Genomic DNA, 19,699 nt, shown 5'->3' on the forward strand with positions numbered 1-19,699 from the left:
GAGGTAAGATGATGGAAAATGTAACGATAAAATTAAATGGCAGAGCCGTGTCGGCGCCGGTGGGGTCTACAATCTTGGAAGCAGCACATTTGGCTGGAATCAAAATACCTACTCTCTGTTTCTTGAAAGAGATTAATGAAATCGGGGCATGTCGAATCTGTGTGGTGGAAGTAAAAGGTGCAAAGACTTTGGTTGCATCCTGTGTACATCCAATCGGTGATGGGATGGAGATATGGACGAATACACCGAAAGTGTTGGAGGCAAGAAGGAAGACTCTGCAGTTAATCTTGTCTGCGCATGACAGAAAATGTCTCTCTTGTGTGAGAAGTGGGAACTGCGAATTGCAGCAGTTGTGCCGTGAACTTGGAGTTGCAGAGGAAGACTATTTTGATGGTGAGAAAAATGGGTATGAATTAGATGTAACGGCGGCACATATGATTCGGGATAACAATAAGTGTATTTTGTGTAGACGATGTTCGGCAGTCTGTGAGAAAGTACAGGGAATCGGTGTGATTGGACCGAATCACAGAGGGTTTGCAACGAGTATTGGATCGGCGTTTGAGATGGGGCTTGGAGATACAAGCTGTGTGTCTTGTGGACAGTGTATTGCAGTCTGTCCGACTGGGGCTCTTCAAGAAAAGGATTATATAGATGAAGTGTTAGAGGCGATTGCCGATCCGGAAAAACATGTTGTAGTGCAGACAGCGCCTTCCGTAAGAGCGGCATTGGGAGAAGAGTTTGGATATCCGATTGGAACTGACGTGGAGGGCAGAATGGTGGCAGCACTTCGAAGAATCGGATTTGACAAAGTGTTTGACACGGATTTCAGTGCAGATCTCACTATTATGGAAGAAGCGCGTGAATTTATAGACAGAGTACAAAATGGTGGTGTACTTCCACTTATTACTTCCTGCTCACCTGGATGGATCAAATACTGTGAACATTATTTTCCGGATATGACAGAGAATCTGTCGAGCTGTAAATCACCGCAGCAGATGTTTGGAGCAATTACAAAGACCTATTATGCGGAAAAGACGGGGATGGATCCAAAGGATATCGTGTGTGTGAGTGTGATGCCTTGCACTGCAAAGAAATTTGAAATTGGACGCGAGGATCAGAATGCGGCGGGGGTACCGGATGTGGATATTGCTATTACAACAAGAGAGCTTGCAAGACTGATCAAACGTACAGGACTTGATTTTACAGGACTTCCGGAAGAGAATTTTGATGATCCGCTCGGAGAATCAACAGGAGCAGCGGTAATCTTTGGCACAACCGGTGGTGTTATGGAAGCGGCACTTCGGACGGCGGTGGAGACGCTTACGGGAGAAGAACTCGCAAAAGTGGACTTTGAAGATGTACGAGGAACAGATGGAATTAAAGAAGCGACTTACAATGTAGCGGGAATGGATGTGAAAGTAGCAGTCGCATCCGGACTGCAAAACGCAAAAGAGCTGCTTGACAAAGTCAATGCAGGAGAAGCAGACTATCATTTCATTGAGATTATGGGATGTCCGGGAGGCTGTGTAAATGGCGGTGGACAGCCACAAGTTTCTGCGGATGTAAGAAACTTTACCGATGTGAGAGCGGCACGTGCGAAAGTACTGTATGACAACGATGCCAAAAAAGCAATTCGAAAATCGCATGAGAATCCTTCGATTCAGAAATTATATGAAGAATTTCTGGGAAGACCGGGAAGCCAAAAAGCGCATGAGATTTTACATACATCTTATATAAAGAGAACGATTAATTCCATCTAGTAATGATAAAAGGCAGATTGCTATGTGATAAGACAATGGTGATTGTTACACGGCAATCTGTCTTTTGTCTGTTTGTACCAAAAAAAAAATCGTATTTATACAATATATCTAAAAATAAAAAAACTCTTTGGAAGAAATTGTAAATATGATATAATGAATTGTATGTGAAAAAAGAAACGAGAGGAGCAAAAATATGAAAAAGAAACGAAAATCCTTACGTGTAGCAAGTGCAGCGTTAGTTTGCGCGATGACAGCAACCTCTGTTCTTCCGGCAGCTGCTGCAAAGAAGAATGAGGAAACGACGCCAACAGTGCCTACAGAGCAGACAGAGTGTTCTAAAAATCCGAATGCATATGCAATTTACCCGCTTCCGCAGAAGGTGACGTATCCACAAACAACACAGTCATTTGAACTGAAAAGTGGAGAGGTAACGATTGTTGCAGAGAACGGAGTGGATGAGGCTACCAAAAACTTTGTAAAAAAAGTACTGGACAAGTATAAAGTTGGATATAAAGAATCTGAGAACGTAGATGATGAAAAAACAAATATCATCCTCGGCGTGGAACAAACAAACGGTGCAGCTGATAGTTATATGAAAGAAAATAAAATCAACGAGCCAAATGCAGAATTTTACAAAAAGCCGGATGCCTATGTGCTTGATGCAGATGCACAAAAGAAAGATATTGTCATTGAAGGAAAAGATACGGATGCAACCTTTCATGGTGTTGCGACTCTGCAGATGATGTTCTCTTCTTTCTCAGGAAAGAAATTTTTGGATGCGCATATTGAAGACTATGCAACTGTGGCGACGAGAGGATACATCGAAGGTTTCTATGGTGCATGGAACTTTGATGAGCGTGAAAATCTGATGGAATTTGCCAAAGACTATAAGATGAACAGCTATGTCTATGCACCGAAGGGAGATGCATATCATACAAGCAAATGGGATCAGCTATATCCGGATGAAACAATAAAAGAATTTGAAAAGTTAGTAAAGAAAGCCGAAGAGACAAAAGTAGATTTTGTATGGTCTATTCACCTTGGTAACTTTTTTAAATCATTTTCAAGTATATCAGATGCAAAGTACGAAACACAGTATCAGAAATTAATGGCAAAGCTGGAACAGTTGTATAAAATTGGTGTTCGTAAATTTGATATATTGAATGATGACTTTGGTGGCGGAAACAATGACATGGTTGTGACTGTGCTGAATAGATTGAATGAAGATTTAAAAAAGAAAGGTTGCCAGCCGATTACATACTGTCCACAGGGTTATAACAAGGCATGGTCAGGTAATGGTGCGGAGTTAACAGCTTTAAAGAATTTGAATGATGACATTCATATTTACTGGACCGGTGATGATGTAAACTCACCAATCACACAGGAAACGGTAAACTTTTTGAAAGAAAAGACAAATCATGATCCGGACTTCTGGTTGAACTATCCGGTAAATGAGCATGCGAAATCAGGAATTTATCTTGGTGATATCACATATTATGCGAGAGACAATGTAACGGGACTTGCAGGTTTCCACTCAAACCCAAGCAGATTTGCATATTCAAATGAGGTGGGCTTGTATCAGTTGGCGTCATTGGTATGGAACAATAATAAATATTCTGAACATGCAAATGAAATTTGGGAGAGCGCATTTAATTATTTGCAGCCTGAGGTAAAAGATTCTTATCTTACGATTGCGAGAAACGTAGCAAATGCACCTGGCTCATCCAGAGTTCCTGGATTTAATGAGTCAGAGTATTTGAAAGAAAAATTAGATGCAGTGCAAAAGCTTGTAAATGCAGGAAAGCCAATTAAAGAAAATGAAGATGCGAAAGCAATTTTAGCGGAATTTGATAATATCCTGAATGCAGTCAAAGATTTTGAAAAAAATTGTGCAAATAAAAATTTGGTAAAAGAATTGACGCCTTGGCTGAAATCATTAAATGATGTGGCAAGTGCAGGAAAAGGCGCATTGGAGAGTTTGATTGCTTTAGAAAATGGAGATACTACAACGGCCTGGACAAAACTAAGCAGTGCAAGCAAATATTACAACACAATGTATACCTATCTTACAGCAGAAGATTTGCCGAATGTATATGCAAAAGCAGGAAGCAAGAGACTTGCGCCGTTTGTGGCAAAGGCAATCAATGCAGCAAAAAATCAGTTAACACCGATTTTAAACCCGGGAGACACTACAATTTCACCAACATTATATGCGAAAATGGGCGGAGCAGAAGTGACCGAAACTGCTGATTCGAAGAAGATGTATGATGGAGATGAGACAACTTATGTTTCATGGCAGGTAAAACAGCAGGCGGGCGATTATTATGGATTAGACCTTGGAAGAGTTACCACTGTGACAGATGTATCTATTTTGCAGGCACAAAAAGACGGACACCATGACATTTTCCATGATGCAGAATTACAATATTCAGAAGACGGAGAAACATGGGAAAAGATTGATGCAAAAGTGGATGGAGACCGTATTACGGCAGATGGACTCAATGTGAAAGCGAGATATGTGAGATATTATCTGAAGACAGCAGGATATAATGGGAAACCGGATTATTGGACATATGTAAGAGAATTTACAGTGAACAAAAAAGTGGAAGAACATGACAGAGTCTACACTAACGTTGATGCATTGAAAAAGACACCTCTGACAATTGAGGGAACAGAGATTAGCGTTCGCAATTTGAAAGGTGTTACATTGAAACCAAATAATTATGTTGGTATTAAACTAGAGACACCGGAAGCGGCAAAATCATTCGTAAAAGAAGTATCGGCAGAGGAAGGTCTTGTATTTGAATATTCATTTGATGCATTGAATTGGTCAGAGGCAAAAGAGGTCAAAGACCTTGCCGGAGTAAAATATTTAAGATTGAGAAACAATTCAGAAAAAGATGTGACAGTGGATATAACAAAGATTGGAATGGATATCAAGAGCCTGAAGCCAGAAGCAAAATTGTTACAGTCAACAATTAAAAATGGTTTGAGTGAAGGGACGTATACAAATGTATTTGATGGCAATCTTTCTACTTATATTTTGACAAAAGAAAATCCGGCGAAAGATTCTTATATTACATTTGATTTGGGAAAAACGATTGAAGTGTATGATGTGGAGGCAGTAACCTCAGACGGATTACAGCGTCTGTACAATGCAAAGATTCAGATTTCAGAAAACAATAAAGACTGGACAGATGTGGCGACAGTTGAAAATGACAATTCTGTTATGGAAGTTCCTTATCGCTATGTGCGCGGTGATGCGAAAGGTGCAAAAGCAAGATATCTAAGACTTTACTTTACAGGTAACGGAAATGATAAATTGAAGCTACATGAGATTCAGATTAATAAAAAGACAGAAGGCGGCGTAGCGGCGGCGCAGATCACAAGCAACATGTCAGGTGATGTGGGAGCCGTGATTGATAATGACATCAGTACATTGTTCAATAAAAAGACAAAGTCCGGTGACTATATTAAATATCGTGTGACAGAAAATACAAACATTACACAGATTTCTGTGTTACAGGGTGCAGCCGGTGAAGGTGATTTGTATGTAACAACTCCAAAGGGTGAGCAAAAACTGGGAACAGTGAAAGATGTCATTGCAAAATTTGATACAAAAGATGTGGGACCAATTTCAGAGATTAGCATTAAATGGACTAAAGAAAGTGAAGCCTCAATTCATGAACTGGCAATTACAACCGGAGAAAATGCATCTGACGATATCGGAGAGTATGTAGATCCAATTATCGTAGACAATGGTGAGGAAATTGAACAGAATATTGCAATCGGTAAAAAAGTAGAAGTTTCTGGAACGACTGCTGGAGATAAAAATAATGTAAATGATGCGAATACCGAAACAAAATGGGACAGTGATTTCATCAAAGGTAATAACGCAAAAGAAAACTCATGGATTTACGTCGATCTTGGAGCAGAAAAAGAATATACTATGAATCAGATTGTAGTACGTTTCTATAATCTGATCTACCCAACAAAGTGGGAACTTCAGACATCGGATGATGCTCAAAACTGGACAACTGTAAAAGAACTTTCCAAAAATCCGAATGGAGCAGCACATCCGGTAGAAACAATTGATTTAGAGACTCCTCTGACAGCCAGATATGTTCGCCTTTTCTTTGAGGAATTGAACTCAGCCGCAGCCGGAAATGGTGTCGGAATCACAGAGTTTGAGATTTACGGAAAAGAGAAAAAGGATGAGGTGACAGACAAGACTGCTTTAAATGAGGCGATCAAAGAAGCAGAAGGAAAAGCAGAATCCAAAGAGTATACGAAAGCTTCCAAGGAAAGCTTAAAAGCAGTCATTGCAGAGGCAAAGAAAGTTGCAGAGAATGCAAGTGCGACACAGGACGAGGTGACAAAGGCGACTACAAAATTGCAGGAGGCAGTAAACGCACTTCAAGTGAAAGTGACAGAAAAGCAGAATATTGGATTGAAAAAACCAGTGACGGTATCTGGTACAAGCAATGGCGTCAAGGAATCCATCAATGATGGAAATGCATCCACAAAATGGGACAGTGATCTTATCAAGAGTGGAACAGGTGATGAGGCACAGGACATTGGCGATGCATGGTTTGCAATTGATCTTGGGGAGCAGATGAATCTGATTGACGGTTTGAAGGTATCATACTTCAATAAAGTATATCCTACAGATTATGAGGTGCAGGTATCCAATGACAATGAGAACTGGACAACGGTGAAGACTTTATCAAAAGAACATAACGGTCCGGTGAATCCGACTGATGAGATTACATTTGAAACTCCGGTTTCAGCACGCTATGTGAGAGTGTTCTTTAAGGAATTGAACAATGTGGCAGGTGGACACGGCGTTGGAATCAATGAGGCAGAAGTGCTTGGCAGATATGTATATGAGAAATCCTCTGTACAGAGTGTGTCTGCAAATACAGATATCCTGATTGAGAAAGACAGTGAATTTGATGCTGCGAAGCTTCCGGCTGTAAATGGAATTCAGGTTGCAGTGGAAGAAATGACTGACACAATCAAAGTACTTGTTCCGGTGACATGGAATACAGATAATCTAGATACCGGTAAAGTAGATACATATGTGTTGGAAGGAACACTGAGTTTAAATGCAGTTGCAAATGCAGAGAATAAAAAGGCGAGCGTGAATGTAGTAGTACAAGGTGAGCCTACAGAAGAACTCGATTATAAAGCATTGGATGAACAACTTGTGATTGCAGCAGGAAAAGAACAGGATAAAGATAAGTATAAAGATAAGTATACAACAGAGTCTTATGATGCGTTTAAAACAGCATATGACAATGCGAAAAATGTAAAAGAGAATGCGACGACACAAGAGGCTGTGGATCAGGCGACAGAGACTTTGAAGAACGCGATTGCAGGTCTCAAAGAAAAACCGACAGAGCCTGAGACTCCGGAAGTAGATAAGAGTAAATTGCAGGCAAAAGTGGATGAGTACAGTAAGTTAGATTCCGATATTTATACACAAGAGAGCTGGGGGGCATTTGTAGACGTATTGGAAGATGCAAATGCGGTATTAGCAGATGAGAAAGCAACACAGGAAACGGTTGATGCAATGCTTCAAAGCTTGGAAGAAGCATATGGTAAGCTGGAAGTGGCAGAGACACCGGATCCTCAGCCGGAAGTAGACAAGACAGCGCTGCAGGCAAAGGTAGATGAGTGCAGCAAACTAAATGAAAAAGATTACACAGAGGCAAGCTGGGAAGGATTTGCGAAAGCATTTGAAGAAGCCAATGCGGTATTGAAAAATGAGAATGCAACGCAGGACGATGTCGATCAAGCGTTAAAAGTGTTGAATGAGATGTGTGGAGCACTTAAGAAAGTAACAACACCTACCACACCTACAACGCCAACAACACCTACGAAGCCAACGACTCCAACAGAACCGGATAAAAACAAACCAGACAACAAGAAACCGGTAAAAACAGGAGATCCGACAAGCGTGTTTGGCATTTTCTCATCCATGATTTTAGCGAGCGGCTATATCTTGGGACGTAGAAAAAAAGACGATAATTAAGAATGAGAGAACCCCTTCATATCGGTAGCGGTATGAAGGGGTTTTCCTTGCGGGAACCGGAGAAATTGAGTATACTAAAAAGAAGAAAATGCGACTCTGGGAAAGGGGAGAAGATTGAAAATGAAAGTGATTGATTTTCAGGATGCAAATTGCAGGCATTGCTATAAATGTGTTCGAAATTGCAGTGTAAAAGCAATTTCAGTCCGGAATGAACAGGCGCATATTATTCGGGAAGCCTGCATTCACTGTGGGCATTGTCTGGAAGTTTGCCCGCAGAATGCGAAAACATTTGCGAGTGATATGGAGCGTGTCAAAGGGTATCTGAGACAGGGGATGAAAACCGTGATTTCTATTGCGCCGTCTTATCTTGGTGTGTTGGAGTATAAAAATCCGGGGCAGGTTGTGGATGCACTGTTAAAGCTTGGTTTTTTTGAAGTGCGCGAGACGGCAGAGGGAGCGGCGCTTGTCACACGTGAATATCAGAAACTCCTGGAAGAAGGAACGATGAAAAACCTGATTACAACCTGCTGCCCAAGTGTGAATGATCTGATCGAAAAATACTACCCAAGTCTGACAAAATATATGACCCCGGTAGTATCTCCGATGATCGCGCATGGGAGACTGATCAAAAAGATTTATGGTGAGGATGTGAAGGTTGTTTTTTTAGGGCCTTGCATTGCAAAAAAAGAAGAGGCAGTTGGGGATGACAGGGTGTTTGGGGCTGTCGATGCAATTCTGACATTTGAGGAGCTTGGCGGATGGTTGAAGGCAGAAGGAATCACAATATCGGAATGCGAAGAGAAGCCGTTTGGAAATCCGGATCCGAGGATCAACCGCATTTATCCGGTTGGAGGAGGAATTGTAAAGTCGGTGATGGAACAGAAAGAGATGAAGGATACATATCACAAACTTTACGTGGACGGTCTGGATGCCTGTATGGAACTATTTAAAAGCATGGAGAAGGAGGAACTCAGCCACTGCTTTATCGAGGCAAATGTATGTGACGGAGGCTGTATTAAAGGACCTGCATCGGACCAGTGGCAGAATTCTTTTGTGAAAGCGAAGGTGCAGATTGAAGCACAGGTGGAACATGCGCCCGCTTCCGAGGATATTCCATATGATTGCATATCAATGCAAAAAACATTTTTGGATCGAAGTCAGCACGAACAAGTTCCGACAGAGGAGGAATTGACAGAATTGCTGCAGGCAATCGGAAAGTATAAAAAAGAGGATGAATTGAATTGTGGTGCATGCGGGTATTCGACCTGTCGGGCGAAAGCGACAGCGGTATTTCAGAAGAAGGCAGAACTTGGGATGTGTCTTCCGTATGCGATTGCACAGGCAGAATCGATGTCGAATATTGTGCTGGATGTGACACCGAATCTGATTTTCATCATAGATGATGAGATGCGGATTCGAGAGTGCAACCGAATGGCGCAGCAGTATTTGGGAGTCAGCAGGGAAGAAGCGCTGGAGCGATACATATTCGAGTTTATCGAGACGGAAGATATCGAGATGGTGCTTGAAACGAAACAGTCTATTATGAGTAAAAAAGTAGATTTACCGCAGATTCACTTGAAGGCGGAAGAAAAAATTGTGTATATTCCGAATCTTACATCAGTGCTTGTCATTTATCAGGATATCACGAAAGAGGAGAAGGCGAAGGAAAAGCGGTACCGTTTAAAGATGGAGACGATCGATGCTGCACAGAAGGTTATTGATAAGCAGATGATGGTGGCGCAGGAAATTGCGGGACTTTTAGGAGAAACAACGGCGGAGACAAAGGTTACGCTTACGAAATTACGGGATTCAATCCTGATGGATGAGGAGGAGTAGCATGAGTGTTAGTGTGGATGTTGCGTGGAAAAGTCTGAACAAATATCAGGAAGAACTCTGCGGAGATAAGGTGGAGGTGCTGAAGACGGATAAGGCAGACGTTTTGATTTTGGCTGATGGAATGGGAAGCGGTGTGAAAGCGAACATACTTGCAACACTCACTTCAAAAATCCTAAAGACAATGTTTCGGGATGGGGCTTCCATTGAGCTTGCGGTGGAGACGATCGCAAAGACCCTGCCGATCTGCAAAGTGCGGGAAGTGGCGTATGCAACGTTTAGCATTCTTCAGATTGCTCACAATGGAGAAGCGTATCTTGTCGAATTTGACAATCCAAGCTGCATTTTTATCCGGGATAAAAAGATTGTGGATTATCCGTACAAAGAACGTATAATCGAAGGGAAAACAATACGTGAATATCGTTTTCAGGTAAAGCTCAATGATTGCTTTGTTTTGATGAGTGATGGTGTGATCTACGCCGGGGAAGGAGAGCTTATGAATTTGAGCTGGACGTGGAACGAGATGGCAGAATATACGCTGAAATGCACAAAAAACACACTTTCTGCTTCGAGATTGACCGTTCTTTTGAGTGATCTGTGCAATGAATTGTATGCCCACCGTCCGGGTGATGACACGACGATTGCAGTCATGCGTGTGATCAATCGAAAAATCGTGAACATTTTTACCGGTCCGCCAAAAAGCAAAGATGATGATGAGCGTATGGTGCGGGAATTTATGTCAGAAGAGGGAACAAAGGTTGTGTCAGGAGGGACGAGCGCAAATATTATGGCGCGCGTTTTGCAGAAAAACATTGTCACATCGGTGAATTATCAAGATTCATCAGTGCCGCCGACTGCTGCGATTGAAGGTTTGGATTTGGTGACAGAGGGAGTTCTGACACTTGGAAAAGCATTAAAACTGCTCAAGAAATATGAGAGAGATGATTTTGACGTGGAATTTTTTGATGAGTTGGATGCGGATAATGGAGCGTCCAGACTTGCAAGGCTGTTAATCGAAGAATGTACGGACATTCATTTATTTGTGGGGACGGCAACGAATGAAGCGCACCAAAATTCCAATCTTCCATTTGACTTAAGTATCCGAATGAATCTGGTAGAACAGCTTCAGGAGGTGGCAAGGAAGATGGGAAAACAGGTGTGCGTAAAATACTACTAGTTGGAGGAAATATGTTAATACTTGTAATTATGATGCTTGGAGTTATTATCGGTATGAAACTGAATTTGAAGAAAACATTGAAGGTAAATGGAGTGCTTCAGATTGTTTTAACCGGGATTTTGATTTTTATTATGGGAGTCTCGCTTGGAAGCAGAGAAAACTTTTTTAATGAACTGGCAGAACTTGGCTGGAAGAGTGTGCTCTATATGTTGTCTGCGGTGGCAGGATCTACTTTGATCGTCTATGGACTTACGAAAGTATTTATGAAAAGTAAGGAGGATAAGGAAATATGATGGTTGTGATCGCAGTGTGCTGTCTGGCAGCGGGAGTGCTTTTGGGAAATGGAATTCTTCCCAAGGATATAATTGATTTTCTGACCGGACACTCAGAACATGTGTTGTATGTGCTGATGTTCTCTGTCGGAATCAGTGTTGGAGCGAACAAAGGTGTATTCCAGAAATTAAGAGAGCATCATGTGAAAATCTTATTGATTCCAATAGGAGTTATTTTGGGAAGCATTTTTGGAGGTGTTGTGTGCAGTCTGTTTTTAGGGGAAAGCTTACGGGACAGTCTGATGATTGTGTCGGGGCTTGGCTGGTACAGTCTTTCTGGAGTTCTGGTGACGGAGCTTGCAGGTGCAAAAATTGGTACGATTGCGTTTCTATGTAATCTTTTGCGGGAAATCTTCTCGTTTATGATCATACCGGTTGTAGTAAAATATTTTAACGGATATGCGGCGATTGCTCCGGCAGCAGCTACGAGTGAGGATACGACACTTCCGATGCTGATGAAATATACATCAGGAGAAGTGGTGATGATGGCAGTTTTGAATGGAATTATCTGTTCGGCAGCGGTTCCGGTATTGATAAAACTGTTTAACGGAATTTTATGATTAGTATATTGTGCAAGAAAAAAAGACGGGAATCCCGTCTTTTTAACGTTCATATACAATATAGCGGTATTTTTGCAGCAATTCAGTTGCATTATGGGAAGAAGATTCGTCGTAAAATTCAATACGCAGAACGCCTTCTTCAAATTCACGGTTATGTATAATGCCGATATTTTTGATGCTGATATTGTTTGATGCAAGTATGGTCGCAATTGTTGCGATTCCCCCTGCTTCGTCGATGATATCGCAGTAGATCGCAAACACTTTTTTGATCGGTCCGGAGGAACCTTCCGGAATGGAATTCCGGTAATTTTTAGATGTCTCAAATAAATCATATAATTTTTGCTCGGAGCTTTCTGCGACAGAATCTCTTGCATTTTTTAACATGTCAATGTAAGCGTCCAAAATTTTGACAATATTGTCTCCGTTTTTCAGACAGATATGCTGCCACATTGTCGGAGAAGAAGAGGCAATTCTTGTGATATCCTTAAATCCTCCTGCAGCAAGCTGTTTCATTAACTCATCTTTTGTATCCGTATCCTTTACAAAGTTGACTAAGGTGGATGCAATGATATGTGGCAGATGGCTGATTGTTCCGGTGATCAGATCGTGCTCTTTGTAATCCAAGATGACCGGAAGTGCTTTTAACGATTCTACAAAAGTGCTGTATGCAGTCACTTTATCTTGCGATACGGTCGAAGATGGAGTCAGGATGAAGTACGCATTTTCAATCAGCATCGATTTGGAATTTAAAAAACCGGACTTCTCAGAACCAGCCATTGGATGTCCTCCGATAAAATTTTCTTCCATATCAAGAGCGATGATCTCCTCGTGAATCGAAGTCTTTACACTGCCTACGTCAGTGAGAATACAGTCTTTGGTAACATAGTGTTTGATCTGCTTTAAATACGCAGTGTTATATGAGACCGGTGCACATAGGAAAATATAGTGACAGTTGGAAAAGTTGTTATCGATGGAAGTGCAGGCTACGTTGATTACAGATTCCTGCGTGGCGAGCGCGAGTGTCTCTCTGCTTTTGTCAAAGGCGATAATCTCGGAATCAGGGTAATACTGACGGATCGCACGGGCGATGGAACCGCCAATCAATCCAAGCCCGATAAACCCGATTTTGTAAGGTTTGTTCATAATATTTGCTGTCCTTTCTTTATTTTCACTTATCAATTATTGTACACTAAAGTAAAAGACAAATAAATTGTATAAATTTAATAAAAGAGTTGTAATTTTGTGGAAATTTTAGTACAATATACACATGAGAAACTACAAAAATAAGGAGGCAGCAAAATATGAAAGTTTACAGAACAGACGAAATTAGAAATGTGGTACTTTTAGGACACGGAGGCAGCGGAAAAACTAGTTTAGTCGAAGCAATGGCTTATGTATCAGGAGCAACCAATCGAATGGGCAAGATAACAGACCATAACACGATTAGTGATTTTGATAAAGAAGAACAAAAACGAGAGTTTTCGATTAGTACAAGTCTGATCCCGATTGAATGGGAAAAAGCAAAGATCAATATTTTGGATACACCGGGATACTTTGATTTTGTTGGAGAAGTAGAAGAAGCGGTAAGTGCAGCGGATGCAGCCGTAATTGTTGTTTCAGGAAAAGCAGGAGTAGAAGTAGGAACGGAAAAAGCGTGGGAGTTATGTGACAAATATAATCTTCCGAGAATGGTATATGTGACAGAGATGGATGTGGATGATGCAAGTTTCCGGCAGGTTGTGGAAGATTTGACGGCAAGATACGGAAAGAAGATTGCGCCGCATTTCCAGCCGATTCGTGAGAATGAAAAGCTTGTAGGGTATATCAACGTCATCAAGAATGCCGGAAGAAGATATACAGGTATCGGGCAGAGAGAGGAGTGTGAGATTCCGGAATATTGTTTGCCAAACTTACAGCTTTTAAGAGATTCACTGATGGAGGCGGTTGCCGAGACGAGTGAAGACTTTATGGAAAGATATTTTGCAGGAGAAGAATTTTCAATTGAAGAGATTCGTTCTGCGATGCGCACGGAAGTAATGGATGGGGATATCGTACCTGTTGCGATGGGATCAAATATAGAGGCGCAGGGAGCGGCAAATTTGTTGTCTGACATTGTGCGTTTCTTCCCTAGCCCGGATAAGAGAACTTGTGTGGGGATCAACCGCAAGACAAATGATATTTTTGAAGCAAATTATGATTTCGCAAAAGCGAAGACGGCATATGTGTTTAAGACAATGGTAGATCCGTTTATTGGAAAATATTCATTTGTAAAAGTATGTTCGGGTGTCTTAAAAGGCGAAGATACACTGTTTGACACAGAGAATGACACGGAACAGAAACTTGGGAAATTATATACGATGCAGGGAAATAAACCGGTGGAAGTCTCAGAATTACACGCAGGTGATATCGGTGCGATCGCAAAACTTTCTGGCGTAAAGACAGGCGATACACTTTCTACAAAGAATACGCCGGTTCTGTTCGGAAAGACAGAATATTCCACACCTTATACATATATGAAATATGTTGTAAAGGCAAAAGGAGATGAAGATAAGGTATCTCAGGCGCTGGCAAAGATGATGGCAGAAGATGTGACGTTGAGAGCGGTAAATGACAGTGAGAATCGTCAGTCGTTATTGTATGGTATGGGAGATCAACATTTAGAGATTGTTGTGAGCAAGCTTGCAAGCCGTTACAAAGTAGATGTGGATTTGGAGACACCGAAAGTTGCTTTCAGAGAGACTATCCGAAAGAATTCAGATGTAGATACAAAATATAAAAAACAATCTGGAGGGCATGGGCAATACGGTCATGTAAAGATGAAATTTGAACCTTCCGGAGATTTAGAGACACCATATGTATTTGAACAGATTGTAGTTGGCGGAGCAGTTCCAAAGAATTACTTCCCGGCAGTAGAAAAAGGTTTGCAGGAATCTGTACTGAAAGGACCTTTGGCAGGATATCCGGTTGTAGGTGTGAAGGCAGTTTTATATGACGGATCTTATCACCCGGTGGATTCTTCTGAGATGGCATTTAAGACAGCGACAATGCAGGCGTTCAAAAAAGGATTTATGGAAGCAAGTCCTGTGTTATTGGAGCCAATCGCAAAGATTAAAGTGACGGTGCCGGATGAGTATACCGGAGACGTGATGGGAGACCTGAACAAACGTCGTGGACGTGTGCTTGGAATGACGCCGGTTGCGGGCGGAGCGCAGATTATCGAAGCGGATATTCCGATGACAGGAGTATTTGGATACTGCACCGTGCTGCGGTCTATGACAGGTGGAAGAGGGGCTTATGAATATGAATTTGTACGCTATGAACAGGCTCCTTCTGATGTGCAGGAAAAAGAGATTGCAAAACGTGCAGCAGAAGAATAAGTAAGGCGGGTAAGGGCATCATTTTTAGATGTCCTTACCTTTTTATCTGTGTGGGACAACCTTTTGGGAATGTATTGTACTTTTGATATAAAGGTGCTATAATTGCCATGCTGTTTGGATTCTGTATGGGAATCCGAGAGGAATGAAAATAAAAAGTTGAGGGAATATCGATGAAGATTGTAATTATTGGAGATGGAAAAGTAGGATATAAACTTGCAAAGCAACTCTCTGAAGACAATTATGATGTAGTGCTGATTGACAATAATGCGGGAAAGTTAAAGGCGGCGATTAATAAGCTGGATATCATTTGTATTACCGGGGATGGTGTAAGTGCAGAAGTGCAAAAAGAAGCAGATGTACCGCATGCAGATTTAGTGATTGCATGCGCATCTACAGATGAGCTCAATATGCTGAGTTGTCTGATCGCGAGAAGATTGGGAGCGAGACATACGATTGCCAGAGTGCGTAACCCAATTTACTATCAGCAGATAGATATTTTGAAAGAAGATTTGAGGTTGAGTATGGCGGTCAATCCGGAACTGGCAGTTGCAAATGAGATTTCAAGAGTGCTGATTTTTCCGGTGGCAAGTAAGATTGAGACATTTGTGAAAGGAAGAGTGGAACTGGTTGAATTTATGCTGCGCTCAGGGAATCCGATCATTGGTCACAGTCTGGCGGAGATTTATAGGAAATATCAGATTAAGATACTTGTCTGCGCAGTACAAAGAGGAAAGAAAGTTTATATTCCGGACGGAGAGTTTGTTCCACAGGAAGGCGATAAGCTTCACATTGCAGCATCCCATCGGGAGATTGAGCTCTTCTTTAAATCTTTGGGAGATTGTAAGAATAAGATCCGAAGAGTTTTGATTTGCGGAGGTGGACGCGTAGGATTTTACCTCGCAAAGCAGCTTCTGTCTTTGGGAATGCAGGTTAAGATTATTGAGCAGGATTTGAAAAAATGCGAAGCGTTATGTGAGTCTCTGCCTAAGGCGACCATTATTCATGGAGATGCAGCAGATCATGATCTTTTGATCGAGGAAGGTATTCGGGAGGCGGATGCACTTATTTCACTTACTGGTATGGACGAGGAGAATATCATTATGGCATTGTTTGCAAAGATGCAGGGCGTGCATAAGATTATCGCAAAGGTAAATGAGGACACAAGAGCGCAGATGGTCGAAGGTCTTGGAATCGATAGTATTGTATCTGCAAAAAGTGCAACAGCAGATGTTATTTTAAGTTATGTGCGTGCAAGACAGAATTCTTTGCGCAGTGCAAACGTGGAGACGATGTATCGTCTGGTTGACGGTCAGGTGGAAGCGTTAGAATTTATTATCAGAAAAGAGAACAATTATACGAATATACCGCTTAAGAATATAACGATCAAGCCGAATAATCTGATCGCCTGTATTGGAAGAAAGAGACAGATTATTATTCCGAATGGTGAAGACAGCCTTCAGGTAGGGGATAGTGTCGTAGTTGTAACTTTGGAAAGAAAGATTCATGATATCACAGATATTTTGAGTTAGAGGAAGAGGCAATTATGAACTATAGAATGACGAGTTTTATATTAGGAAGAATGTTAGGTGTAGAGGCGCTTGTGATGGTGATTCCGGCGATTGTTTCCGCGATATACGGAGAAGAGACGATGCGTGCGTTTTTAATCACAAGTGCTGTCTTAATGGTATTGTTTTTGATTTTCGGGCGCAAAAAGCCGGAGAATGCGATGATCTATGCAAAGGAAGGATTTGTGATTGTGGCGCTGGCATGGATTCTATGGTCCGTATTCGGAGCACTTCCGTTTTATATTTCGGGAACGATACCGAAATATATCGATGCACTGTTTGAGACTGTGTCCGGTTTTACAACAACAGGTTCTACTATTTTGACGGATATTGCATCTTTGCCGATGGGCATGAATTTTTGGAGATGTCTGACGCATTGGATCGGCGGAATGGGAGTGCTTGTCTTTGTGCTGGTACTGACATCTTTAGATGACAAGAATACGATGCACTTGATGCGCGCGGAGGTTCCGGGACCGGAAGCGGACAAACTGGTTCCCAAGGTGAGAGGAACAGCAAAAATTTTATATGGAATGTATCTTGCGCTGACGTTGATAGAAGTTGGATTTTTGCTTGCGGGAGGAATGAATCTGTATGACAGTGTCATCCATGCATTCAGTACTGCTGGAACCGGAGGGTTTAACAACAGGAATAACAGTGTTGCGTTTTATGACAGCGCATATATAGATGGTGTGATCACAGTATTTATGATTCTGTTTGGAATCAATTTTAATATGTATTTTCTGTTGCTGTTAAAGAATGTAAAGTCTGTATTTAAAAACGAAGAAGTCCGGGCCTATTTGGGAATCATCGCAGCTACGACGATTATCATTACGTTCAACATTATGCACATTTATGAGACACCGTTAAAATCATTCCGCTATGCGGTATTTCAGGTGGCTTCCATTATCACAACAACCGGATTTGGGACCGCAGATTATAACCTTTGGCCGGAGCTGTCGAAGTGTTTGCTGCTTATGGTCATGATTGTCGGGGCGTGCGCAGGTTCGACCGGTGGTGGTATGAAAGTATCGAGAATTTTAATTTTGTTAAAAAGTATCAAGCAGGAAGTGAAAAAAACACTGCATCCGAAGTCAGTCAGTGTTGTAAAGGTCAATGGAAAAAGAGTGAGTGGTGAGACGATGCATGCGGTATATGTGTATTTTATGGCATACATTTTTATTGTGATAGCATCTGTTCTTGTTGTATCCATCAACAATTTTGATTTTGCAACAACATTTACCGGCGTGCTCACAACATTGAATAATGTGGGACCAGGAATTGCTGCGGTTGGTCCGGTTGAGAATTTTGCGAAATTTTCTGTGTTATCAAAAATTGTATTCTGTTTTGATATGCTGGTCGGAAGATTGGAAATTTTCCCGTTTTTAATGTTGTTTTCATCGAACTTGTGGAGAAGAAAATTTTAAGGGAGAGAAGATTATGAAAAAATCAAGTAAGAAACTTATCGGAATATTGATTGTCATTTTGCTGGCATGTATTTATTATTACGTAACCATTCCGGCAATCAATATCCATTCATCAGAATTTTGGATTTTTATCATTTTACTGATTGTGGCGCTTTTGGTGTATTATATATGGAAAAGGCGTCTTGGAAAAGATGAGATTAAGCAGTCCAAGGTTGTGAAGGGAATTCTGTTTGTTCTGCTAGGCGTTGTGTTGATTTATGGAGTGGGAACATTACTGTCCTCCCCGATTGTCAATGCAAAGAAATATCAAAAGCTTTTAACTGTGAAAGACGGAGAATTCACGAAAGATATTGAAGAGTTATCGTTTGATCAGATTCCGCTTTTGGATAAAGACTCTGCTACGATTCTCGGAAACCGTAAGATGGGAAGTATGGTAGATATGGTATCTCAGTTTGAAGTGGACGATATTTACACCCAGATTAACTACCGGGATAAGCCGGTGAGAGTATCACCGCTTCGTTATGCGAACCCAATCAAATGGCTGACAAATCAGTCAGAGGGAATTCCGGCATATATCCGAATTGATATGGCGACACAGACAACAGAACTTGTAAAATTAGAGGAAGGGATGAAGTATTCCACATCTGAGTATTTCAACAGAAATATTTACAGACATTTGCGTTTTAAATATCCAACCTATATTTTTAATGATTTAAGTTTTGAAATTGACGATGACGGGGTTCCATACTGGGTATGTCCGGTGAAGAAATTCAACATCGGTCTGTTTGGTGGTGAGACAATCGGACGTGTTGTTCTCTGTAATGCGATCACCGGTGAGACAGTGGACTATGCGATTGATGAAGTGCCGGAATGGATAGACCGTGCATATTCCGCAGATATGCTTGTGCAGTTATATGACTATTATGGAACTTTAAAACACGGATTTTTCAATAGTGTACTTGGACAGAAAGATTGTCTGAAGACGACAGAAGGATATAATTATCTCGCAATTGACGATGATGTGTGGGTGTATACAGGTGTTACATCCGTAAGCGGTGACCAGTCAAATGTAGGGTTTGTGCTGATGAATCAACGTACGATGGAGACAAAATATTACGCTATTGAAGGGGCGACAGAGAGTTCAGCGATGAATTCCGCGCAGGGAGAGGTGCAGGATCTCGGCTATAAGGCTGCATTCCCGCTGCTTTTGAATATTTCCGGAGAACCGACATATTTCATTGCGCTGAAGGACGAGGCAGGACTTGTCAAGAAATATGCGATGGTGAATGTCCATAAATATCAGGTTGTTGCAATCGGAGATACGGTAAATGAATGTGAAGAACGGTATCAAGAGCTGCTCTTAAAAGAAGGAATTCAGGTGGAAGAGGAAGATACGCGGGAAACTCAGACCCTGACAGGTAAGATTACAAAAATCGCGCAAGGTGTTGTGGATGGAAACTCACACTATTACATTATGATAGAAGGCTCCGAGGACATTTTTGATGTGCCTGTAGTGGACTATATCGATATCATCAAATACGATGTCGGCCAGGAGATTACGGTAGAGTACAAAGTGGGAGAAAAGATGAACACTGTAACTAATTTAAAATAAACAAAAAGAGTTGTGAGACAGT

The 19,699-nt window shown here is 41.4% G+C and carries 11 protein-coding genes; 10 read left to right on the top strand and 1 reads right to left on the bottom strand.

Going from position 1 to position 19,699, the window contains the following annotated elements:
* Window positions 1-11 precede the first annotated feature (11 nt).
* From AC6I5B_RS07075 to AC6I5B_RS07100, 6 genes are all read left to right on the top strand, one after another.
* Complete coding sequence (locus tag AC6I5B_RS07075; protein ID WP_044987775.1) at window positions 12-1,760, top strand: NADH-dependent [FeFe] hydrogenase, group A6; 1,749 nt, start codon at window positions 12-14, stop codon at window positions 1,758-1,760.
* A gap of 193 nt (window positions 1,761-1,953) precedes the next feature.
* On the top strand, window positions 1,954-7,797 hold the full coding sequence (locus AC6I5B_RS07080) for a glycoside hydrolase family 84 protein (protein WP_497773704.1): 5,844 nt from the start codon (window positions 1,954-1,956) through the stop codon (window positions 7,795-7,797).
* A 120-nt stretch (window positions 7,798-7,917) separates the two neighbouring features.
* A complete protein-coding gene (locus AC6I5B_RS07085) occupies window positions 7,918-9,633 on the top strand; it encodes a [Fe-Fe] hydrogenase large subunit C-terminal domain-containing protein (RefSeq protein WP_022250846.1) in 1,716 nt (571 codons plus the stop codon).
* Window position 9,634: 1 nt separating this feature from the next.
* Window positions 9,635-10,807, top strand: a complete 1,173-nt coding sequence (locus AC6I5B_RS07090; protein WP_022250847.1) for a SpoIIE family protein phosphatase — start codon at window positions 9,635-9,637, stop codon at window positions 10,805-10,807.
* Window positions 10,808-10,818: 11 nt separating this feature from the next.
* A complete protein-coding gene (locus tag AC6I5B_RS07095; RefSeq protein WP_022250848.1) occupies window positions 10,819-11,100 on the top strand; it encodes a LysO family transporter in 282 nt (93 codons plus the stop codon).
* Window positions 11,097-11,699 carry a LysO family transporter gene (locus AC6I5B_RS07100; RefSeq protein WP_022250849.1) on the top strand — a complete coding sequence of 201 codons (603 nt, stop codon included), beginning with the start codon at window positions 11,097-11,099 and terminating at the stop codon, window positions 11,697-11,699. Before AC6I5B_RS07095 ends, AC6I5B_RS07100 begins: the two co-directional genes overlap by 4 nt.
* 42 nt (window positions 11,700-11,741) lie before the next feature.
* Here AC6I5B_RS07100 and AC6I5B_RS07105 read toward each other — a convergent pair whose 3' ends face one another.
* Entirely contained in the window at window positions 11,742-12,842 is a 1,101-nt protein-coding gene (locus AC6I5B_RS07105) for a prephenate dehydrogenase (protein WP_022250850.1), read from the bottom strand.
* A gap of 158 nt (window positions 12,843-13,000) precedes the next feature.
* Between AC6I5B_RS07105 and AC6I5B_RS07110 the strand changes: the two genes are divergently transcribed.
* From AC6I5B_RS07110 to AC6I5B_RS07125, 4 genes are all read left to right on the top strand, one after another.
* Window positions 13,001-15,076: an elongation factor G gene (locus AC6I5B_RS07110; RefSeq protein ID WP_004614040.1), complete on the top strand. Its 2,076-nt coding sequence runs from the start codon at window positions 13,001-13,003 to the stop codon at window positions 15,074-15,076.
* A gap of 170 nt (window positions 15,077-15,246) precedes the next feature.
* Complete coding sequence (gene trkA, locus AC6I5B_RS07115; RefSeq protein ID WP_004614039.1) at window positions 15,247-16,605, top strand: Trk system potassium transporter TrkA; 1,359 nt, start codon at window positions 15,247-15,249, stop codon at window positions 16,603-16,605.
* Between the two features lie 14 nt (window positions 16,606-16,619).
* Window positions 16,620-18,065, top strand: coding sequence for a TrkH family potassium uptake protein (locus AC6I5B_RS07120; protein ID WP_117787627.1), 1,446 nt, complete (start codon window positions 16,620-16,622; stop codon window positions 18,063-18,065).
* Window positions 18,066-18,078: 13 nt separating this feature from the next.
* Window positions 18,079-19,677 carry a hypothetical protein gene (locus AC6I5B_RS07125; RefSeq protein ID WP_022250853.1) on the top strand — a complete coding sequence of 533 codons (1,599 nt, stop codon included), beginning with the start codon at window positions 18,079-18,081 and terminating at the stop codon, window positions 19,675-19,677.
* Window positions 19,678-19,699: the final 22 nt, after the last annotated feature.

The organism is Faecalimonas nexilis, assembly GCF_059731825.1.